The organism is Paenibacillus sp. cl141a (assembly GCF_900109305.1).
GTDB classification, from domain to species: Bacteria; Bacillota; Bacilli; order Paenibacillales; family Paenibacillaceae; genus Paenibacillus_AQ; species Paenibacillus_AQ lautus_A.
This window is the reverse complement of record NZ_FNZO01000017.1, coordinates 1-19,463: the sequence shown is the minus strand read 5'-3', so window position 1 is coordinate 19,463 and position 19,463 is coordinate 1. Positions and strand designations below refer to the sequence as shown.

25 protein-coding genes and 1 rRNA gene are annotated in these 19,463 nt (G+C 48.4%); 24 read left to right on the top strand and 2 right to left on the bottom strand.

All coding sequences use genetic code 11. The features are described 5' to 3' along the window. The first annotated feature begins 46 nt into the window (after positions 1-46). The 20 genes from rplO to BMX45_RS28990 all read left to right on the top strand — a co-directional run bounded on the left by rplO (position 47) and on the right by BMX45_RS28990 (position 15,261). Positions 47-487: a 50S ribosomal protein L15 gene (gene rplO / locus BMX45_RS29085; RefSeq protein WP_006212903.1), complete on the top strand. Its 441-nt coding sequence runs from the start codon at positions 47-49 to the stop codon at positions 485-487. Beyond that, entirely contained in the window at positions 487-1,785 is a 1,299-nt protein-coding gene (secY, locus tag BMX45_RS29080) for a preprotein translocase subunit SecY (protein WP_090914095.1), read from the top strand. Before rplO ends, secY begins: the two co-directional genes overlap by 1 nt. Positions 1,786-1,874: 89 nt before the next feature. Continuing rightward, on the top strand, positions 1,875-2,519 hold the full coding sequence (locus tag BMX45_RS29075) for an adenylate kinase (protein WP_009589204.1): 645 nt from the start codon (positions 1,875-1,877) through the stop codon (positions 2,517-2,519). Between the two features lie 5 nt (positions 2,520-2,524). Continuing rightward, positions 2,525-3,277, top strand: a complete 753-nt coding sequence (map, locus tag BMX45_RS29070) for a type I methionyl aminopeptidase (protein WP_009589222.1) — start codon at positions 2,525-2,527, stop codon at positions 3,275-3,277. A gap of 4 nt (positions 3,278-3,281) precedes the next feature. After that, positions 3,282-3,593 (top strand): KOW domain-containing RNA-binding protein, encoded by a 312-nt coding sequence (locus BMX45_RS29065; RefSeq protein ID WP_015737620.1) that lies wholly within the window; start codon positions 3,282-3,284, stop codon positions 3,591-3,593. Positions 3,594-3,595: 2 nt separating this feature from the next. Continuing rightward, the gene (gene infA, locus BMX45_RS29060) at positions 3,596-3,811 is read left to right on the top strand and encodes a translation initiation factor IF-1 (RefSeq protein ID WP_006212898.1); all 216 of its coding nucleotides are present in this window, start codon (positions 3,596-3,598) and stop codon (positions 3,809-3,811) included. A gap of 131 nt (positions 3,812-3,942) precedes the next feature. Continuing rightward, positions 3,943-4,056, top strand: a complete 114-nt coding sequence (gene rpmJ / locus BMX45_RS29055) for a 50S ribosomal protein L36 (protein WP_003333770.1) — start codon at positions 3,943-3,945, stop codon at positions 4,054-4,056. A 20-nt stretch (positions 4,057-4,076) separates the two neighbouring features. Next, complete coding sequence (rpsM, locus tag BMX45_RS29050; protein ID WP_006212897.1) at positions 4,077-4,445, top strand: 30S ribosomal protein S13; 369 nt, start codon at positions 4,077-4,079, stop codon at positions 4,443-4,445. 19 nt (positions 4,446-4,464) lie between these two features. Continuing rightward, on the top strand, positions 4,465-4,860 hold the full coding sequence (gene rpsK / locus BMX45_RS29045; protein ID WP_009589209.1) for a 30S ribosomal protein S11: 396 nt from the start codon (positions 4,465-4,467) through the stop codon (positions 4,858-4,860). Positions 4,861-4,994: 134 nt separating this feature from the next. Further along, positions 4,995-5,939 (top strand): DNA-directed RNA polymerase subunit alpha, encoded by a 945-nt coding sequence (locus BMX45_RS29040; protein ID WP_006212895.1) that lies wholly within the window; start codon positions 4,995-4,997, stop codon positions 5,937-5,939. Positions 5,940-5,976: 37 nt separating this feature from the next. Beyond that, on the top strand, positions 5,977-6,342 hold the full coding sequence (gene rplQ / locus BMX45_RS29035; protein ID WP_009589203.1) for a 50S ribosomal protein L17: 366 nt from the start codon (positions 5,977-5,979) through the stop codon (positions 6,340-6,342). Between the two features lie 326 nt (positions 6,343-6,668). Continuing rightward, entirely contained in the window at positions 6,669-7,460 is a 792-nt protein-coding gene (truA, locus tag BMX45_RS29030) for a tRNA pseudouridine(38-40) synthase TruA (RefSeq protein ID WP_090914093.1), read from the top strand. 301 nt (positions 7,461-7,761) lie between these two features. Continuing rightward, positions 7,762-8,199 (top strand): 50S ribosomal protein L13, encoded by a 438-nt coding sequence (gene rplM, locus BMX45_RS29025; protein ID WP_090914091.1) that lies wholly within the window; start codon positions 7,762-7,764, stop codon positions 8,197-8,199. Between the two features lie 20 nt (positions 8,200-8,219). Next, on the top strand, positions 8,220-8,612 hold the full coding sequence (gene rpsI / locus BMX45_RS29020) for a 30S ribosomal protein S9 (protein WP_006212891.1): 393 nt from the start codon (positions 8,220-8,222) through the stop codon (positions 8,610-8,612). A gap of 428 nt (positions 8,613-9,040) precedes the next feature. Then, positions 9,041-9,490: a MarR family winged helix-turn-helix transcriptional regulator gene (locus BMX45_RS29015; RefSeq protein ID WP_090914089.1), complete on the top strand. Its 450-nt coding sequence runs from the start codon at positions 9,041-9,043 to the stop codon at positions 9,488-9,490. Positions 9,491-9,499: 9 nt separating this feature from the next. Next, positions 9,500-11,146 (top strand): MDR family MFS transporter, encoded by a 1,647-nt coding sequence (locus tag BMX45_RS29010; protein WP_090914087.1) that lies wholly within the window; start codon positions 9,500-9,502, stop codon positions 11,144-11,146. 195 nt (positions 11,147-11,341) lie between these two features. Continuing rightward, a complete protein-coding gene (locus BMX45_RS29005) occupies positions 11,342-12,034 on the top strand; it encodes a phosphoadenylyl-sulfate reductase (RefSeq protein ID WP_090914085.1) in 693 nt (230 codons plus the stop codon). A 55-nt stretch (positions 12,035-12,089) separates the two neighbouring features. Then, on the top strand, positions 12,090-13,259 hold the full coding sequence (gene sat / locus BMX45_RS29000; RefSeq protein ID WP_090914082.1) for a sulfate adenylyltransferase: 1,170 nt from the start codon (positions 12,090-12,092) through the stop codon (positions 13,257-13,259). A gap of 70 nt (positions 13,260-13,329) precedes the next feature. Next, complete coding sequence (gene cwlD / locus BMX45_RS28995) at positions 13,330-14,103, top strand: N-acetylmuramoyl-L-alanine amidase CwlD (protein WP_009589216.1); 774 nt, start codon at positions 13,330-13,332, stop codon at positions 14,101-14,103. A gap of 63 nt (positions 14,104-14,166) precedes the next feature. Beyond that, entirely contained in the window at positions 14,167-15,261 is a 1,095-nt protein-coding gene (locus BMX45_RS28990) for an Mrp/NBP35 family ATP-binding protein (RefSeq protein WP_015737614.1), read from the top strand. A 70-nt stretch (positions 15,262-15,331) separates the two neighbouring features. Here the strand turns inward: BMX45_RS28990 and gerD are convergent, their stop codons facing one another. Beyond that, complete coding sequence (gerD, locus tag BMX45_RS28985; protein WP_090914080.1) at positions 15,332-16,045, bottom strand: spore germination lipoprotein GerD; 714 nt, start codon at positions 16,043-16,045, stop codon at positions 15,332-15,334. Positions 16,046-16,238: 193 nt separating this feature from the next. Between gerD and BMX45_RS28980 the strand changes: the two genes are divergently transcribed. Then, positions 16,239-16,832 (top strand): KinB-signaling pathway activation protein, encoded by a 594-nt coding sequence (locus BMX45_RS28980; protein ID WP_015737612.1) that lies wholly within the window; start codon positions 16,239-16,241, stop codon positions 16,830-16,832. Positions 16,833-16,885: 53 nt separating this feature from the next. On the opposite strand, the gene pdaB is transcribed toward BMX45_RS28980, so the two are convergent. After that, positions 16,886-17,689, bottom strand: a complete 804-nt coding sequence (gene pdaB, locus BMX45_RS28975) for a polysaccharide deacetylase family sporulation protein PdaB (RefSeq protein WP_090914078.1) — start codon at positions 17,687-17,689, stop codon at positions 16,886-16,888. 95 nt (positions 17,690-17,784) lie between these two features. Here pdaB and BMX45_RS28970 point away from each other — a divergent pair, with 95 nt between their 5' ends. The 3 genes from BMX45_RS28970 to BMX45_RS28960 form a co-directional block, all read left to right on the top strand. Beyond that, entirely contained in the window at positions 17,785-18,393 is a 609-nt protein-coding gene (locus BMX45_RS28970; protein WP_009589220.1) for a stage II sporulation protein M, read from the top strand. A gap of 210 nt (positions 18,394-18,603) precedes the next feature. Then, the gene (locus tag BMX45_RS28965) at positions 18,604-18,834 is read left to right on the top strand and encodes a hypothetical protein (RefSeq protein WP_009592811.1); all 231 of its coding nucleotides are present in this window, start codon (positions 18,604-18,606) and stop codon (positions 18,832-18,834) included. A gap of 320 nt (positions 18,835-19,154) precedes the next feature. Further along, positions 19,155-19,463 (top strand): 16S ribosomal RNA (locus BMX45_RS28960); the annotation flags it as partial.

Below are 19,463 nucleotides of genomic sequence, written 5' to 3'. Positions count from 1 at the left end.
TCCCGGGCAGTTTATCCCCGGACATATTAAGGAGGTGCAACGAACGATGAAGTTACATGAGCTGAGCCCAGCACCTGGATCCCGCAAAGAGCGCAAGCGCGTTGGACGCGGTACTAGTAGCGGTACGGGTAAAACGTCGGGTCGCGGTCACAAAGGACAAAACTCTCGTTCCGGCGGTGGTGTACGTCCAGGCTTCGAAGGTGGACAGAACCCATTGTATCGTCGTCTTCCGAAGCGCGGTTTCGTAAACCCAACTCGGAAAGAGTACGCGATTGTGAACATCGAAGAACTTAACAGCTTTGCAGCAGGTACTGAAGTGACTCCAGAAGTTTTGGTTGAGAGCGGTATTGTTAACAATACAAAGAGCGGAATCAAAATTCTTGGCAACGGTGAAGTTACCGTTTCTTTGACTGTAAAAGCTAATAAGTTTTCTCAATCTGCGGTAGAGAAGATCGAGGCTGCCGGCGGTAAAACCGAGGTGATCTAATGTTTAAGACCCTGAAAAATATATGGCGTGTCGAGGACCTTCGCAAGCGTATTTTGTTCACCTTATTCGTTCTGATCATCTTCCGTATCGGATCCTTTGTACCGGTTCCCGGTGTTAACAAGGATGTCTTTACCCAGACGAATCAGGCAGGCAATGAATTGTTCGGTCTTCTTAACACGTTCTCGGGGGGCGCGTTATCACAGTTTTCGATCTTCGCCCTTTCGATATTTCCATATATTACTTCGTCCATTATCGTTCAGTTGCTGTCGATGGACGTCATTCCAAAGTTTGCGGAATGGAATAAACAAGGGGAACACGGGAAGAAGCAGTTGGCTCAAATTACTCGTTATGGTACGGTAATACTGGGTCTGATTCAGGCGTTCGGTATGTCCATCGGGTTTAACCGCCTGTATGGCATGGATATGGTGCCTGGAGCAACCTTTATCGATTTTGTTGTTATTGCGATCGTGCTTACCGCAGGTACATCATTCCTGATGTGGCTCGGTGAACAGATTACGGAACGCGGAATCGGTAACGGTATTTCGATCATTATCTTTGCAGGTATCGCTGCTGGTATTCCGATGCACATTCGGACAACGATTGAATCGAACTTCATTCAGGATGGTCAGGTCTTCATGAACATTCTGAAGGGTGTCATCATCCTCCTGATTTTGGTTCTGATCATTACCGGTGTTGTATTCATTCAGCAAGGTATCCGTAAAATTCCGGTTCAATACGCGAAGCGTGTTGTAGGAAACAAAATGTACGGCGGACAGAACACACACATTCCGCTCAAGATTAACGGAGCAGGCGTTATTCCGGTAATCTTTGCGATGTCATTGCTGCAGTTCCCGGTTATCCTGGCCAGCTTCTGGGCACACCAGAACTGGGCGAAGTGGATTACGGCGAACCTGGCTTATGACAGCCCGCTTGGAATGGTACTGTATGTACTCATGATCATTGGTTTCACGTTCTTCTACACCTTCGTGCAGATGAATCCGAACCAAATGGCTGACAATATGAAGAAGAACGGCGGCTATGTACCGGGTATTCGTCCTGGTAAAGCTACCGAGAAGTATCTGACTCGGGTTATGACCCGTCTGACCATGACAGGGGCTCTGTTCCTGGCCGTGATCTCCGTACTTCCGGTGTTCTTTGGATCACTTGCAGGTCTCCCGCGTACAGTTCAGATTGGTGGTACGTCCATCTTGATCGTGGTCGGTGTTGCACTGGATACGATGAAGCAGATCGAAAGCCAACTGATCAAACGTCATTACAAAGGTTTTATCAATAAATAGGCGATAGGTTCCGGCGAGTGGTCTGTATCGCTTCCCGGCGCCTATTGTGTTGTTCTTGCTAGTCAATCAAGGGGAGGGAGTGACGTAAGGTGAACATCTTATTCATGGGTCCTCCTGGGGCAGGAAAAGGAACGCAAGCAGAAAACATCGTGAATGAATTCGGTATTCCTCATATTTCTACAGGCGATGCATTTCGTCTCGCGATTAAACAAGGAACTCCCATCGGGATCAAAGCGAAGGAATTCATGGATCAGGGTCTGCTGGTACCCGATGACGTAACGATTGGTATTGTGGAAGAGCGTTTGCAGCAGTCCGATTGCGAAAAAGGTTTTTTATTGGACGGCTTTCCAAGAACCCTTTCGCAAGCGGAAGCGCTGGATGACATTCTCGCCCGCTTGAATACTGGTCTCGATCACGTCATCAACCTGAAAGTGGATCGGGAAAAGCTTCTGGCCCGCCTAACCGGCCGCCGGATTTGCAAAAACTGCGGTTCGACTTATCATGTGATCTTTAATCCTCCTAAACAGGAAGGCATTTGTGATAAATGCGGCGGCGAATTGTACCAACGCTCCGATGATAACGAAGAGAGCGTCGGCATTCGTTTAGACGAATATATCAACAAAACAGCACCACTCCTCACGTTTTATGAGAACAAAGGTCTTTTGCGTCAAATCGATGGTGATCAGGAAATCGACGCGGTTTCATCACAAATTGCGTCTATACTGAGAGGTTAAGTATAATGATCATTTGTAAATCCGAAACGGAACTGAGCTTGATGAGAGAAGCAGGAAGGATCGTGGCGGAATGCCACAAGCTCCTTGCCGCTCATGTTGAACCGGGCATTACGACCGGGGAACTGGACCTTATGGCCGACAAGTTCATTCGAAGCCAAGGCGCTGTGCCATCTTTTAAAGGCTACAACGGATTTCCTTCCAGCATTTGCGCATCAGTCAACGAAGAATTGGTGCATGGATTTCCAGGCAAACGCAAATTGATCGAGGGCGATATCGTTACGTTTGATATCGGCGCGCAATACCAGGGTTACCATGGTGACTCGGCATGGACCTACGCTGTAGGAGAAATCTCCGAAGAGGCCCAGCGTTTGCTGGACGTTACGGAAGGATCGCTCTATGCTGGACTTGCGCTAGTCAAACCCGATGTCCGCTTGTTTACAATCTCTCATGCCATTCAGCGTCATATCGAGGATGCAGGTTTCTCTGTCGTCCGGGAGTACGTTGGTCATGGCGTGGGTACCGATCTGCATGAGGATCCGCAAATTCCGAACTATGGCATCCCTGACCGCGGACCAAGACTCAAACCGGGCATGGTGCTCGCGATTGAGCCGATGGTCAATGCCGGGAAACGGAATGTCAAGACGCTGGAAGACAACTGGACGGTTGTAACGGTTGACGGCTCGCTATGTGCTCACTTCGAGCATACGGTAGCAGTCACGCCGGATGGCATGGAAATTTTGACGAAGCTGCCGGAATAGGGTGATGACATTGAATCATGAAATCACGCTTCAACCCGGTCAGATTGTCAAGATACTGAAGGGCAGAGATGCCGGACAGTATGCCGTTATCGTTTCGATTGAGGACAGCAGGTTCGTGTGGATCGCGGATGGGGACAAACGCAAGTTTGACGGGGCCAAGAAGAAGAATGTTCTTCATCTTGAACCTCAATCCTACATTAGCAGTGAAGTGGTAAACAGTTTGCAAGAAAGCGGTCGGGTTACAAACGGTAAACTGCGTTTCGCACTTGGCCAATTTGTATCCGATAAATCCAAGGCAGATCAGAAAGGAGACTAACTGTGGCTAAAGAAGATGTCATTGAAGTCGAAGGAACGGTCATCGAGCCGTTGCCGAATGCTACCTTTAAAGTCGAGCTGGAGAATGGTCACCAGATTCTCGCTCATGTTTCCGGAAAGCTGCGGATGCACTTTATCCGTATCCTTACAGGAGACAAAGTGGTTGTTCAACTCTCGCCGTACGATTTAACCAAAGGTCGTATCACGTACCGTAAATAGATTCAAGGTTCCCCTGGGGAATCAAGGAAAGCTGCGAAGCGGTTTTACTGACGTAAAACTCAGCAGCGGTAACAAACTACTTTAGTTTCGAAGCTGGTTTTACAACGTAAAACTTGGAGGAGGTAATTAGCATGAAGGTAAGACCTTCTGTAAAGCCTATTTGCGAAAAATGCAAAGTCATTCGCCGCAAAGGGAACGTAATGGTTATCTGTGAAAATCCGAAACACAAACAAAAACAAGGTTAAAGAAGGGGGTGTAGCGTAAAATGGCTCGTATAGCTGGTGTGGATTTGCCACGTGACAAACGCGTTGAGATCGCCTTGACTTACATTTTCGGAATCGGTAAAACGACTTCCCAGAAAGTATTGAAAGAAACTGGAATCAATGCAGACACTCGTGTCCGTGATTTGACAGAAGATGAAGTCAGCAAATTGCGCGAAACGATCGATGGTATGGTTAAGGTAGAAGGTGACCTGCGTCGTGAAATTTCCTTAAATATTAAACGTCTCACGGAGATCGGCTGCTACCGCGGTATTCGTCACCGTCGTGGATTGCCTGTTCGTGGTCAACGTACTAAAACGAATGCTCGTACACGTAAAGGTCCTCGTCGTACCGTAGCGAACAAGAAGAAATAAGAAAGGGGGATAATAGACAATGGCTAAACCAAAAAAAGTCGTACGTACTAAACGTCGTGACCGCAAAAATATTGAAAGTGGCGTGGCTCATATCCGCTCCACGTTCAACAATACCATCGTAACGATTACGGATCCTCACGGAAACGCGATTTCTTGGGCAAGCTCCGGCGGCCTTGGATTTAAAGGTTCCCGTAAGTCGACCCCGTTCGCTGCGCAAATGGCTGCTGAAACAGCTGCCAAAGCGGCTATGGAACACGGTATGAAAGCGGTGGAAGTCATGGTTAAAGGTCCTGGTGCTGGTCGTGAAGCAGCCATTCGTTCCCTGCAAGCAGCAGGTCTCGAAGTTAACCTGATCAAAGACGTAACACCAATTCCACATAACGGATGCCGCCCACCAAAACGTCGTCGCGTATAATGAAGTCATCCTGTTAATGTGGTATAAATCCGTTGCAATCTGCTAATAATGGTTGTTTAGGCATACTACTACATGGATTACTGGATAAGATGACAGTTTCATATAGGAGCGACGTTTGAAGGAGGGGTACTTGCGTGATTGAAATCGAAAAGCCGAAAATTGAGACCGTTGATGTCAATGAAGAAGGAACCTATGGGAAATTCGTTGTTGAGCCTCTAGAGAGAGGATATGGCACGACGCTGGGGAACTCGCTTCGCCGCATCTTGTTATCCTCACTCCCGGGTGCAGCCGTCACATCGATTCAGATCGATGGCGTGCTTCATGAATTCTCCACGATTCCGGGTGTCATGGAAGACGTGACCGAGGTCATCCTGAACCTGAAAGCTTTGTCTCTGAAAATTCATTCCGATGAAGAGAAAGTGTTCGAGATTGATGCGGAGGGTGAAGGGGTTGTTACTGCTGGTGACATCCGAGCGGATAGTGATGTGGAGATTCTGAATCCGGATCTTCATATTGCGACGCTGGGCCCTGGTGCAAGACTTCATATGCGTATTTTTGCCAGTCGCGGTCGTGGCTATGTCCAGGCGGATCGGAACAAACGCGATGACCAGCCTATCGGCGTCATTCCCGTCGATTCGATCTACACTCCGATTAGCCGTGTTAACTACGGCGTGGAAAATACGCGTGTTGGCCAAGTAACCAACTACGACAAACTGACGCTTGAAATTTGGACGGATGGCAGCATCCGCCCAGAAGAAGCCGTTAGTCTCGGTGCGAAAATCTTGACTGAGCATCTGTTCCTCTTCGTGGGTCTGACCGACGAAGCGAAGGATGCGGAGATCATGGTCGAGAAAGAAGAAGACAAGAAAGAAAAAGTGCTTGAAATGACGATCGAAGAGCTGGATCTTTCCGTTCGTTCCTACAACTGCTTGAAACGTGCCGGCATTAATACGGTACAAGAGCTGACTACGAAAACCGAAGAGGATATGATGAAAGTCCGGAACCTCGGACGCAAATCCTTGGAGGAAGTTCAAGAGAAGCTCGAAGAGTTGGGCCTGGGACTTCGTACGGAAGAATAGCAGATTCGGCTTAGCTTAGCAAAGGAGGGAAAAACACATGGCATACCAAAAGTTGGGCCGCGATTCCAGTGCGCGTAAAGCGTTGTTCCGTGACCTGGTAACCGACCTTTTCTTATATGAGCGTATTCAAACGACTGAAGCCAAAGCGAAAGAAGTTCGTTCGATCGCTGAGAGACTGATCACAAAAGCAAAAAAAGGTGATCTGCACGCTCGTCGTCAAGTAGCTGCATTCGTGCGTCGTGAAACGGTTGACGGTGAACAAGATGCAATCCAAAAATTGTTCTCCGAAATCGCTCCTCGCTACGTAGAGCGTCCAGGCGGATACACGCGTATCCTGAAACTGGGTCCTCGTCGTGGTGACGCAGCTCCAATGGTTTATTTGGAACTGGTAGATCGCGCGTAATTTCGTTTTGTTCCATTGAAGTGACTGAAGTTATGTATGCCCGGCTCTTCAGATGTTTATTCTAGGGGCCATGAACGGGAAGTGGTGCGAGATATAGTCGATCATTTGGTTCGACTCGTCTCGACTACTCCATGGGCTACGATAACGGGGACCTTCTAGTCATGTGGCTGACTCGAAGGGTTCGGCTTAACATGATGAAAAGGAGCTCCTATGGGGCTCTTTTTTTGATAGATATGGAACTCATGAGTTATCAGCGATGCTGATGAGATTCTAAATCGCAAGTTTCGTTGCGGAATCATTCGATGAAAGCACGCAGGAGGCAAGCAATGCGTAATCTTCTGATGAAGGTCAGTTACGACGGTACCGATTATAACGGCTTTCAGACCCAGCCCGGTGGCCACACGATTCAGGACTATTTAGAGGAAGCCATTCGCCGCTTGTCCGGAGAGCAGCTCAAGATTACGGCTTCCGGCCGGACAGATGCCGGGGTGCATGCCCGCGCCCAGGTGTTTAATTTTTACACGGCTTCCCCTATTCCCGTGGAGCGTTGGTGCATGGCATTAAACACTTGGCTGCCGGAAGATATCGTGGTTTCGGATGCAATGGAGGTACCGATGGAATTCCATTCCCGCCATGCAGCGAAACGCAAAACCTATCGTTTTACCATCAATGCGAATCAATATCCGGATCTATTCAACCGTCGGTACCAGATCCATCATCATGGAAAACTGGATATCGCAGCGATGGAGCAGGGACTTTCTCATCTGATCGGAACGCATGACTTTACAACGTTTGCGTCACGAAAGTCGACGAAGCCGTCCCATGTCCGTACGATTTTTGATGCTTGGATCGAGAAGGATACATCCATGTGCCGCCCAGGCACCAGAGATCAAGGAATCATTCATACGTTCATATCCGGGAACGGGTTTCTGCAGCACATGGTCCGGATCATTATGGGAACGTTGATTGAGGTAGGGGAAGGCAAGCGCCATCCGGATGATATGAAGGTCATATTGGAAGCCCAAAATCGGGCGGCAGCCGGTCCCACAGCGATGGGCAAGGGCCTGATGTTATGGGAAGTGGATTACGATATCGCCGGCCAAGAGAAGCCGCAATGACTGATGCGATACGTACCACGCAGACGGCTATTCCCCCAAGAACCGGAAAGCGTTCGGAATGCGTTTGCCGGCTTGTTTGAATCAAATCGCATGGTGTAAGGTGGAAAAGCAAAAAACACTTGCGGAAGTGGGCGTAATCCTGTATTATATAAGTTGTGTTTTCTTAACGGCTCTCCCACAGCCCCGGTTAAGAGAATGCCAATAGCAAGACAGCAACACCATGAAAATGCTTTACACATGAACGAAGATAAATGATGAAAATTAATGATGATTTTCGGACGAATACAAGGAGGAACTATACATGCGTACCACCTATATGGCGAAGCCAAATGAAGTTGAGCGCAAATGGTACATCGTTGATGCCGAAGGCAAAACGCTTGGCCGTTTGGCAAGTGAAGTTGCGGCTCTGATCCGCGGCAAACATAAGCCTCAATTCACTCCACATGTTGACACAGGGGATTTCGTGGTTGTTATCAACTCCGAGAAAATCCACCTCACTGGCAAAAAGATGGAGAACAAGAAATATTATCGTCACTCCCTGCATCCAGGTGGATTGAAAGTAACTTCAGCTCAAGACCTGATTGCTAAATTCCCAGAACGTGTAATCGAAAGCGCGGTTCACGGCATGCTTCCTAAAACTCGCATGGGCGAGAAAATGAAGCTGAGACTGAAAGCATACGCAGGCACGGCACATCCACATGAAGCACAAAAACCAGAAGTTTACGAACTTCGCGGTTAATTAAAAAGGAGGACAGTTTCATGGCACAAGTACAATACTATGGGACAGGTCGTCGTAAGCACTCGGTAGCACGTGTACGCCTCGTACCGGGTGAAGGACGCATTGTCATCAATAAACGTGATATCAATGAATATTTCGGTTTGGAAACACTCAAACTGATCGTTAAACAACCTTTGAATCTGACAGAAACACTGGGCAAATATGACGTGCTTGTCATCGCTCACGGTGGCGGCATCTCCGGTCAAGCTGGAGCAATCCGTCACGGTATCTCCCGTGCTCTTCTGAAAGCAGATCCTGAATTCCGTCCTTCTCTGAAAAGAGCTGGATTCCTGACTCGCGACCCTCGTATGAAAGAACGTAAGAAATACGGTCTTAAAGCAGCTCGTCGCGCGCCTCAGTTCTCCAAACGTTAATATTCGATTTACGAAGCCCTTGGCCATTACGGTCAAGGGCTTTTTTGTAGTGTAAGAAAGCATAATTCTCGAAGCATAGGACTCCGGCTATCGCAACTCACCGTTATCTGCATCGAAGTCTCTCTACTGATTAGGAAGTGGACAAGACATTTGTTGTCAGATTGTCCACAAAGATATGCACATTATGGTGAGCCCATTAGGGATACGTTCGCGTGTTTTGGGGCATGTTGTTCACATCATGTGCACAGGCTGAGGATAGAAAGAATGAAGCTGGCTTCCGAGCATGATTATCTGACATCGTTAACCACTTGACTTCATATGTAAATAGAGATATATTATTAATTGCAAATTAATTAAGTGCTTAAATAATTAATATTTAATCATTAATTAGATAAGTAATTTCTTGGAGCAGTAAGGGGGGGATATGGTTGGATCGCAATGAAGAGATTTTTAAGGTGTCGTCGATGTTCCGGGCGCTGCTAAAGAACATTTCTCAAGAATGGAACAAGTCGAGCGCCGGGAAATACAATTTAAGTTTCCCTCAATTTCAGGTGCTGTATGTATTAAAGATGAAAGGGCCTCTAAAGGTCTCGGAGCTTGCTGAAGTTTTGTCTTTGACGCCGCCGGCTATAACCGGACTGACGGATAAATTGGTTGCAGAAGGATATCTGCAGAAAGAACGCGCCGAGGATGATCGCAGAGTTGTCAACATCACGCTCTTGGAACCGGGGCTAGAGATCATTAAAAAAGTGAAGAAGGATCAAAAAGAAATGATCCAGGGATTTTTTGACTTCCTCTCTGAGGAAGACATTCAGCATTTAAGAAGAATCTTCTCCTTGATGCTGTCAAACATAGATAAAAACAATCACAACGGGTAGAGGTGGAGCATGGAGCATTTAACGCTTAAACGTAAAGTTTCGATTATGATCGCGATCATGGCTGCAATGTTCTTCGCAGCCATTAACCAGACGATAACAAGCACCGCGATGCCGCGGATTATCGCCATTCTCGATGGCATGGATTATTATACATGGACCATCAACATTTATTTGTTAACATCAACGATCGCAACCATACTGGTTGGCAAGCTGTCCGATATGTTCGGACGTAAGCCGTTTATTTTGATAGGTATATTATTTTTCATGTTAGGGGCTTTCCTGACGGGTACATCCACAGACGTGTACCAATTCATTATTTATCGTGGAATTCAAGGTATAGGTGCCGGCATTATCCAGTCGACGGCATTTATGTCGGTCGGGGATTTATTCCCGCCGCGGGAACGTGGTAAATGGATGGGCCTGATGACGGCGGTATTCGGTTTTTCCAGTGTCCTGGGTCCTACGCTAGGCGGATATCTGGTCGATAACATCGAGTGGCGTTGGTTGTTCTGGATCTTCCTGCCGCTGGGTGTAGTGGCCTTTATCATGATCTGGACGTTGTTTCCGAAGGTTGAACGCAAACCTGGCCAGTCCATTGACTATCTGGGCTCTCTGTTTCTTACAACGTCCATCGTTCCTTTACTACTGGCCTTTTCTTGGGCAGGTACGGAGTATCCTTGGGGATCACCGGAGATTATTGGTCTCATCGCAGCTTCGGTCGTATCGGCTCTTATCTTTATCTTGGTTGAGATGAAAGCGAAAGAACCTGTATTGCCGCTTAGTTTGTTCAAAAATAGTGTCGTTACGGTTTCTAATCTGATTGGATTTTTTATGAACTTTGGTTTGATGGGTGCCATGATTTATATTTCCTTCTATGTTCAAGGTGTACTTGGTATCTCACCAACTTATGCGGGTTATGTAACCATACCCATGTCGATTTTCATGATGGGTACAAGTGCCGTAGCAGGTCAACTCATTGCTAAGAGTGGTAAGTACAAACGGTACGCACTTCTTGGAGTTCCAATTATGATGGTCGGTATGGGAATTATGGTGTTCATGGACAACATTTGGCTTACTGTGGTTAGTACCATTATATTCGGTGTCGGTCTTGGTTTGGGCATGCCGGTATTCTCGCTGGCTACGCAGAATGCGGTACCGCACAAAGAGCTCGGTGTAGCAACGGCTTCATCCCAATTATTCCGTAATCTTGGGGGGACAATCGGGATCGCGGTCATGGGCACGGTTATGTCGAACAACCTGACAAAGAATCTGAAGGAAGCACTTCAGTCAGCTAATGCACCTGATTTTAGCTCTGTGGATCCGCAGCTAGCTCAGCAGATGCTCTCCTTCGCCAATCCACAGACACTGATGAATAAACCGCTGATTGAGCAGACGCAGGCAAGTCTTCCTGCTGAGGTACAGCCATTATTCGTACAAATGATCGATAGTATCCGCGATGCACTCGGAAATACATTGTCGATGGTGTTTCTCACAGGCACGTTAGTTCTCGTAGTCGCATTGCTTCTCGTATTCTTTTTGAAGGAAATCCCGCTGCGGACAACGAATCAGGCATCGGCTTCCAAGTCCGAGGATTCGGAAGGAAAGAGTTCCGGCGCAGGCATGAGAGCCAAAGAGGTATCCGTAGCATCGGAGTAAGTCCAAGACTTGTCATAATGTTTGGAAAATAGAATAGAGAGAAGTCCCTTCCTGCTTGAGCAGGAAGGGTTTTTTCGTTTCTTATGGTAACGATTTGATGGTTGACATTTATTAGGAATGTTTTATACTGTATTTAATTCATATTATTTCAGTAGGATTATCGGGATTAATGAATAATGGGGGAGGCATCCAATCATGAATTTGCTGGAGAAAGAAGATCTGATCAGAGTGCAAGCTGAAGAGCTTGAGCATGCATCGGCTGAGGAAGTCATCGAATTCGCAATCAAGACGTTTCCTAACATAACGTTTGCTTGCAGCTTTGGAGCAGAAGATGTGGTATTGGTCGACATGATTCAGAAGATCAGTCCGTCGACGGATATTTTTTATCTGGATACCGACTTTCATTTCAAGGAGACATATGAAACGCGGGATCGTATGGCAGAACGTTATGGCCTGGAATTTGTACGCGTATCTCCGCTCATCACGCCGGAAGAGCAAGCGGCTCAGCATGGAGAAGCATTATGGAGCGTCAGCCCGAACGAATGCTGCAACATCCGCAAGGTAGAGCCGTTGACCCGGATTCTGTCTCAATACGAGGCTTGGATCACAGGCATACGAAGAGATCAAGCCCCTACCCGGGCGAACTCGAAGAAGATTGAATATGATACCAAGTTCGGTTTGGTGAAGTTCAATCCGATCGCGGGCTGGACGAGTGAGGATGTGTGGGATTATATCCGCACGAACGAGATCATCTATAACCCGCTGCATGATCAGAATTATCCTAGCATTGGCTGCGAATACTGCACGCGGCAGGTCATGCCGGGAGAAGATCCACGTGCAGGCCGCTGGTCCGGGCATGAGAAGACGGAGTGCGGGCTTCATAAATAAACAGATAAGACCACTTGCCTTATTACAGTTGCAGCATTAGAAGGAGGAATTATTCATGACAGCCATACTCCCTCATGGCGGAACGCTGGTGCAGCGGGTAGCCCAAGGAGAAGAACGTGAAGCTTTGTTGAAGCAGGTTGACACCTTTCATAGGATCCCTGTAAACGCCTGGAGCATTTCGGACTTGGATCTAATCGGGGTCGGAGCATTTTCGCCATTGGTGGGATTTCTGAACGAGCAGGACTATAAGTCCGTCGTTTCCAATATGCGTTTATCTGACGGAACGGTGTGGAGCATACCGGTCACGCTGGCCGTAGATGAAGACACGGCCGCGAAGCTCATTGTCGGCGAGAAGGCGGCGCTTGTAGGCGAAGAAGACGGCGTCGTTTATGGCGTCATCGATGTCGAGAGCGTCTACCAGGTCGATCAGCAAGTCGAGGCTGTACAAGTATTCAAGACCGATGATCCGGAGCATCCAGGCGTGAAAAAGCTTTTGGAACGACCTGCGACGTATGTTGGAGGTCCGATTCAAGTATTGAATCGCCCGCAGCCGGAACGGTTTGGCGAGTTTTATTATGACCCGGCTGAAACACGCGCGCAGTTTAAAGCCAAGGGCTGGAATACGGTTGTCGGCTTTCAGACTCGAAATCCGGTTCACCGTGCACATGAGTACATTCAGAAAAGCGCAATGGAAATCGTAGATGCGCTATTCCTCAATCCGCTCGTGGGAGAGACCAAATCGGATGACGTTCCTGCCAACGTGCGGATGAAGAGTTACCTGACCTTGCTGGAGAACTATTACCCCGCTGATCGTACCTTCCTGGGCGTATTTCCGGCTGCCATGCGTTATGCAGGCCCAAGGGAAGCCATATTCCATGCCATGGTTCGCAAAAATTATGGATGCACTCATTTTATCGTGGGCCGGGATCACGCCGGAGTCGGCGACTACTACGGCACTTATGAGGCACAGGAAATTTTCAAGAATTTCACTGCGGAAGAGTTAGGCATTACTCCGCTGTTCTTCGAGCACAGCTTCTTCTGCACAACATGCGGAAACATGGCCTCGAGCAAAACATGCCCGCATCCTAAAGAGGATCATCTAACCTTGTCGGGAACGAAGGTTCGCGGCTTGCTTCGCGAGGGGCAGTGCCCGCCGCCGGAATTTACGCGCCCGGAAGTTGCGCAAGTACTGATCGAAGGCATGAAAGAGCAGATCACGGTATAACGAAGGCATAAATAACTGCCTTGTCCCATATGATGGAGTAGAACAACTCATGGGACGAGGTGGTTTTGTTATGTCCAGGCGGAGAACGGACAAGGTTACGGTATGGATATCGTTGAAGAGAATCAAGCAAACCCTGATTGGTGCCGTACTACTGGCACTGCTCATTATCGTAGTGACGTACGAAATCCCCTCTGCTAAAACATCCAATACCTGGAGCCTGCCGCTTGCCGGCAAAGTCATTGCCCTTGATGCAGGCCATGGCGGGCCAGACGGGGGAGCAGTAAGCCGCCAAGGCGTCATAGAGAAGGATGTAAATCTGGCCATCACCTTGTATCTACGTGATTACTTGCAGCAGGCAGGCGCGCTTGTCATTATGACAAGAGAAGGAGATTACGACCTGGCGGCGGAAAGCACCAAGGGCTATTCCAAGCGGAAAACGGAAGACCTCAAACAACGCGTGCGGATGATCGAGGACAGCAAGGCCGACCTGTTTATCAGCATGCATCTGAACAGCATTCCGTCCAATCGGTGGAGAGGCGCGCAGACCTTTTTCCCGCCGAATAACGAGGACAGCAAAAAACTTGCGGAATTGATCCAGGCTGAAATCAGGCATAACCTGGAGAATACGCAGCGTCTGGCCAAAACGGACGATAAGATATATTTGCTCCAAGCCCTGCGCATGCCATCCGCCCTGGTCGAGGTCGGTTTCTTGTCCCACCCGCAGGAATCCGAATTGCTTCGGGACGAGAAATATCAGAGGAAGGTCGCAGCTTCCGTGTATAACGGCATTTTGCGGTATACCTCCGGAGAGTCCATCAGCGAGTCGTCACAAGCTGCAGAGTAATGGTATAATAGACACGAATATCGAAACATTGTCTATTCCATTACATAGAGCAGAGGTGCTTATATGCTGACTAGAGAAACGGTACAGGAGATACTCCAGCCTTTACGTGATCCCGAAACCGGGAAGAGCCTGATGGAGCTCCAGCGTATTCGAGATATTGTAGTCAAGGAACGCACGGTTCGATTATCCGTGACGTACAGCAGCGAAGATGTACGCGCTTCCCTGGAAGCGCAGATCAGAGAAATTCTGGAGGCGATGGGGGCAGAGGATATTCATATCCGCATGCGTCCCCTGGACAATGCCTCAAACCAAGCGAACCGCGAGGAAGCCAACGATCGCGATAAGCTGACAAAAGGGCATGCTGCCGGCATGGAGCAGAATACGCTTCTAAGCGAACAATCCGGCGTTCATTTCATTGCGATCGCAAGCGGCAAAGGCGGCGTCGGCAAATCCACCGTTACGGTGAATTTAGCCGCAGCTTTGGCCCGACAAGGGAAGAGAGTCGGTCTGATCGACGCGGATATTTACGGATTCAGCGTGCCGGACATGATGGGCATTGAGGAAGGGCCCTCCGTAACCGAAGACGGCGTCATTCACCCGGTTGAGCGCTTTGGCGTCAAGGTCATGTCGATGGGCTTCTTCATCCGTGAGAACAGTCCGGTGATTTGGCGCGGACCGATGCTTGGCAAAATGCTGCGTCAATTTTTCACTGATGTCGCTTGGGGGGATTTGGACTACATGCTGCTTGATCTGCCGCCAGGAACAGGTGACGTGGCGCTGGACGTGCATCAGATGATTCCGCAGAGCAAAGAGATCATCGTAACCACCCCTCATGCTACGGCGGCGTTTGTTGCCGCCAGAGCGGGTGCGATGGCCTTGCAGACCGATCACGAAATTCTGGGCGTCGTCGAGAACATGTCCTATTATGTCTGCTCCCATGGCGGAGAGAAGGATTATGTGTTTGGTCGTGGAGGCGGAGGCAAGCTTGCCGAGACGCTTCATACGGAGCTTCTCGCGCAGCTTCCGTTGGGGGCCCCGGATAATCACCCTTCGGAACCGGATTTCTCGCCATCGGTTTATAAACCGGGGACCGAGAGCGCAGCGATTTACGAAGAGATCGCCTCACGAATCGCGGCTAAGCTTGAAGGATCCGTTTAAGACCAGCTCATAATATGACGAAACAAGCTCCCTCTGCAGGGAGCTTGTTCTATTTTTCGGAATGGATGCTCTAACCGCCGCCCCCATCGCCGCCGCCTTCTTCACCGCCACCACTTTCACTGCCACCATCACCCCCACTGCCGCCTTGCCCTTCTTGGCCTTTTCCCTCGCCTTGTTTTTTCTTCTCTACTTTAGGCTGCAGTTCGTCTTTCACAACCGTTTTAAGAAGTTCCATTACCTCCAAGCGGAACAGCGGGTTCTCCATAGCTTCCTGCATCACGGTCATGGACTGTTTGCGATAGTCCGGGGTTTTGGTCAATTCAAGAAAGGATTTCATCACATCGGGAGACTTTAACATATCCTGAATCGATTTTTGATACGTCGGGTCCTTGATGAGCTGCATATGCAATTGCTTGCTTTCGCTATTGATGGCTTTGGCAAATTCACCGGCGAATTTAGGATCGGTCATGATCTTCTCAATTTCTTTCTTATATTCCTCCGACACCAGCGTATCCTTAACAGCCAGGCGAATTTGATCGCCAGATTGGGCGGACATCATTCGCATTCCCATTGAGCCTCCGCTGCTTGAGGAACCGCCGGTTCCGCCCCCAATCGCTTCTTCCACCGCTTTTTTGCCTTCATCGGTTTTCAGAATGTCGACCACCATAGACTTGATTTCTTTATAGCCAAGCTGTGGGGACGAGCTTTGTTCTGCGCCACAAGCGGTAAGCACCATGGCAGCAACGAAGACGATAATACATAAACGAAATAACGGCCACTTCATTACCGTTGTCCTCCTTTTTTCGCAAGAAAAATCCTTCTGCATACGGTCTGTCTTTTCGTGAAAGTAAGTTGATTGTCATTTTTCTTACGGGTCTTCGCATAGTATGCGATGGATTTGCAGAAATATGTCGGATTCAGAATGGTTTTTTATTGTGAACGTTGGTAAAATAATGATCTGTGGGGGTGGAAGTTAGTTGAGCTTACGTAAGTGGTCCAAATTGTTTTTGAAAACGCTGCTCGTCGGGGCAGTGGCGGCATTGATCGTAGGTCTGATCCTGCAGTTGTTTAATGGCGCTATCGAGTTCACGGGAATGGCCGATTTATTGATATACCCGCTGATTTTGTTAGGCTCTGGGGCGCTGGTGAGCGTATACTCCCAGATGGGCTTTTTTGCATACCTGACGTTAAATTATATGGGGATTGGCATATTCCGAAGAAAGACTTGGCAATACATTCAGATTGTGTTGGCTGTACTGGCATTGCTGGAGCTGATGTTCTTCCGTACGTTTGTCGGCGGATCCACCAGCCTGCAGCAGGATTTGATTTTGGGTATCTCCATACTGGTCATTGCCATTGTCGTTGCTTACCTCAAAGTAAAGAGCACAAATGCCAACGCGTGGATCCCGACGCTGTTCTTCATGATGGCCATTTCCATCGTAGAGATTATCGGCGTGCTGCAAATCGGAGTGAGCAACGCCACGATTTTTATGGTTGTACCGTTGCTGATCTGTAATGCATACCAGATTCTGACGCTTCATAAAGTTACACAAGACGAAAAAAAGAGCTAACGCCTTAGCTCTTTTTTTGTTAAGCATTATTGAATGTTAAGGGTCTTCATGAGTCATAGCCCGCCTGCGTCTTCGATGCTCTTCTGCAATGAAGCGTGATCGCGGACCTCGGTGCCTTGGGTGCTGCCCTGTTGAAGCAGATCGGTGACCGTAACGAACTCGTAGCCTTGATTGCGAAGTTCCTTGATGATGAGAGGCAGCGCTTCATGGGTTTGCTTCACCGAATCGCTGGCGTGCATCAGCACGATATCTCCCGGATGGGCTTTGGAGACGACGCGATCGACGATTTTCTCGACGCCGATGTTCTTCCAATCCCTGGAGTCGGTATCCCACTGGATCACCGTGTAGTTCAGGCTTTGGGCGATGCTGAGGACTCTTTTGTCAAAATCCCCGTTCGGCATCCGTATCAATTTGGGTTCTTGTCCGGTCATTGCGGTTAAAATAGTGTGTGCCGAAGAAATCTGCTTGCGTATTTCCTCGTCGGTGAGCGTGCTGTAATTATCGTGCTTGAATCCGTGGCTCCCGATTTCAAATCCGCTTTCCTTGATGGCATTCACGATATCGGGATGCGTTTTGCTCCATGGCGCAGACAGGAAGAAGGTTGCCTTTTGAACTCCATTGTCCTTTAAGGCCTGTAAAATGGGCTCTGCGCGTTTTTCGCCCCAGCTGATGTCAAAGGTCAACGCAATCTGTTTCTTGTCCGTAGACACGCTGTAAATCGCTGATGGGTTGTCCTCGGAGAAGACCGAGATGTTGTCACTCTCCACATAAATAACGCCGATTGCAAAGATCGCCGCGGCAAGAACGAAGAAAAACCGCTTAATCTTTCTGCCGTTGAATACATAAAAAGAATTCATAATACGTGCGCCCCTCTCCCTTCAGTGTGCAATAGCTTGTTTACTTTCAACATATGCTCGTACTTGCGAGTTATACCAATTTAGGAGGTTCTCGAATGTTACGTTTTAGCATTTTTCTTAGAGATTTAAGATCCATCCGGAAGGCATTGCTCTTGGCAGCCGTTTTATTCATAGCCGGAATCGCAGCGGGAGCAAGCTCTGAGGGATTTGAACAATTCCTCCTGGGTCAGCTTCAAGGGCTAGGGGAGATTAGCCAGCAGCTAGGTTCCTCCGATCATCCGGAATGGAACTTTTTTGTGTTCATCTTTCTGAACAACAGCATTAAAAGCGTGCTGGTTATGTTTTCGGGCTTGCTGCTGGGAGTGATTCCATTTTTCTTCCTGGTCGTTAACGGCATGGTGATTGGTTTCCTGGTGAAGGTCGTGGGGGAGAGCGGAGAGAGTCTGTTCGATCTGATCGTGAAGGGGCTGCTGCCTCATGGCATCATTGAGATACCGGTCATTGTGATTGCCTGCGGGTACGGCCTGGCTTTTGGCGGGCTGGTATTGAGAAGCGTTGTGGCAACAGGGGAGCGCAGAAGCGGCATAGGCGCGGAGTGGCGCGGCTTTTGGCGGAAGCTGGGTACTGCTTCCTTATGGGTTGTCGTGCTGCTGCTCGTGGCCGCTATGATCGAAAGTACAATTACGTTGTGGCTGATGTCATAATTTTCCCGGAATTTGTGCATACCTAATAAAGCAGCTTGGCAGAGCAAAGAGAGCTGCGTGGACAGGGCGTTCATCATGATGTGCAGACAGCTTACTTTCGGTTTAGAGATCCCGCCAAAACGGTTAATCACCATTACATAGGCAAGTGCAGCTTTAAATCCGATTGAAGAGACATGACATGTTCGCTTAAATATATAAGGAGGTCCTATCATGCTGGGAATGCTATTCAATGAGAAAGAGTGCAAAGAGCTTGATTATGTACTGCGAAAAGAACTGGATGAAATGCTGCTGGATTTGAGCGACCAACGATTGGACCAAAATATCAGGCAGGCAATCGCTAACCGATATAAAACGGTATTTCGCATGTATGCCCGGTTTGCCCCGCAGAAAGAACTCTCCAAATATGCGCGTAACGGGAAGTTTCCGCAAATCAAACACTAATTCTGCGAAAAAGTGTTGACTAACCAGCTAACTATATGTTAAATTAATTTTCGCTTCCTTTTCGAAGGTGATGCCGCCAACCGGCGGCCATCAAACTTCAAAACAAACTTCAAAAAACTTTTTTAAAAAAAATGCTTGCAAAGTTGATAGGAAGTGTGATATATTATAAAAGTCGCCGCTGAGATGCGGACGACAAACAAGAAACACAGATTGATCTTTGAAAACTGAACAACGAGTGAGTAAAACGAACCACTTTGGTGGGACGTTGAAATAGAGAATTGAACAAATTCTCGTCAGTTTAGAAATGAGCAAGTCAAACTTTATTGGAGAGTTTGATCCTGGCTCAGGACGAACGCTGGCGGCGTGCCTAATACATGCAAGTCGAGCGGACTTGATGGAGTGCTTGCACTCCTGAAGGTTAGCGGCGGACGGGTGAGTAACACGTAGGCAACCTGCCCTCAAGACTGGGATAACTACCGGAAACGGTAGCTAATACCGGATAATTTATTTTGCAGCATTGTGAAATAATGAAAGGCGGAGCAATCTGTCACTTGAGGATGGGCCTGCGGCGCATTAGCTAGTTGGTGGGGTAACGGCCCACCAAGGCGACGATGCGTAGCCGACCTGAG

Excerpts from the sequence above, each read along its gene's own strand:
- rplO (WP_006212903.1), top strand. The coding sequence starts at position 47 with ATGAAGTTACATGAGCTGAGCCCAGCACCTGGATCCCGCAAAGAGCGC.
- secY (WP_090914095.1), top strand. The coding sequence starts at position 487 with ATGTTTAAGACCCTGAAAAATATATGGCGTGTCGAGGACCTTCGCAAG.
- map (WP_009589222.1), top strand. The coding sequence starts at position 2,525 with ATGATCATTTGTAAATCCGAAACGGAACTGAGCTTGATGAGAGAAGCA.
- BMX45_RS29065 (WP_015737620.1), top strand. The coding sequence starts at position 3,282 with ATGACATTGAATCATGAAATCACGCTTCAACCCGGTCAGATTGTCAAG.
- rpmJ (WP_003333770.1), top strand. The coding sequence starts at position 3,943 with ATGAAGGTAAGACCTTCTGTAAAGCCTATTTGCGAAAAATGCAAAGTC.
- rpsM (WP_006212897.1), top strand. The coding sequence starts at position 4,077 with ATGGCTCGTATAGCTGGTGTGGATTTGCCACGTGACAAACGCGTTGAG.
- rpsK (WP_009589209.1), top strand. The coding sequence starts at position 4,465 with ATGGCTAAACCAAAAAAAGTCGTACGTACTAAACGTCGTGACCGCAAA.
- rplQ (WP_009589203.1), top strand. The coding sequence starts at position 5,977 with ATGGCATACCAAAAGTTGGGCCGCGATTCCAGTGCGCGTAAAGCGTTG.
- truA (WP_090914093.1), top strand. The coding sequence starts at position 6,669 with ATGCGTAATCTTCTGATGAAGGTCAGTTACGACGGTACCGATTATAAC.
- rplM (WP_090914091.1), top strand. The coding sequence starts at position 7,762 with ATGCGTACCACCTATATGGCGAAGCCAAATGAAGTTGAGCGCAAATGG.
- rpsI (WP_006212891.1), top strand. The coding sequence starts at position 8,220 with ATGGCACAAGTACAATACTATGGGACAGGTCGTCGTAAGCACTCGGTA.
- BMX45_RS29010 (WP_090914087.1), top strand. The coding sequence starts at position 9,500 with ATGGAGCATTTAACGCTTAAACGTAAAGTTTCGATTATGATCGCGATC.
- BMX45_RS29005 (WP_090914085.1), top strand. The coding sequence starts at position 11,342 with ATGAATTTGCTGGAGAAAGAAGATCTGATCAGAGTGCAAGCTGAAGAG.
- sat (WP_090914082.1), top strand. The coding sequence starts at position 12,090 with ATGACAGCCATACTCCCTCATGGCGGAACGCTGGTGCAGCGGGTAGCC.
- cwlD (WP_009589216.1), top strand. The coding sequence starts at position 13,330 with ATGTCCAGGCGGAGAACGGACAAGGTTACGGTATGGATATCGTTGAAG.
- BMX45_RS28990 (WP_015737614.1), top strand. The coding sequence starts at position 14,167 with ATGCTGACTAGAGAAACGGTACAGGAGATACTCCAGCCTTTACGTGAT.
- gerD (WP_090914080.1), bottom strand. The coding sequence starts at position 16,045 with ATGAAGTGGCCGTTATTTCGTTTATGTATTATCGTCTTCGTTGCTGCC.
- pdaB (WP_090914078.1), bottom strand. The coding sequence starts at position 17,689 with ATGAATTCTTTTTATGTATTCAACGGCAGAAAGATTAAGCGGTTTTTC.
- BMX45_RS28970 (WP_009589220.1), top strand. The coding sequence starts at position 17,785 with ATGTTACGTTTTAGCATTTTTCTTAGAGATTTAAGATCCATCCGGAAG.
- BMX45_RS28965 (WP_009592811.1), top strand. The coding sequence starts at position 18,604 with ATGCTGGGAATGCTATTCAATGAGAAAGAGTGCAAAGAGCTTGATTAT.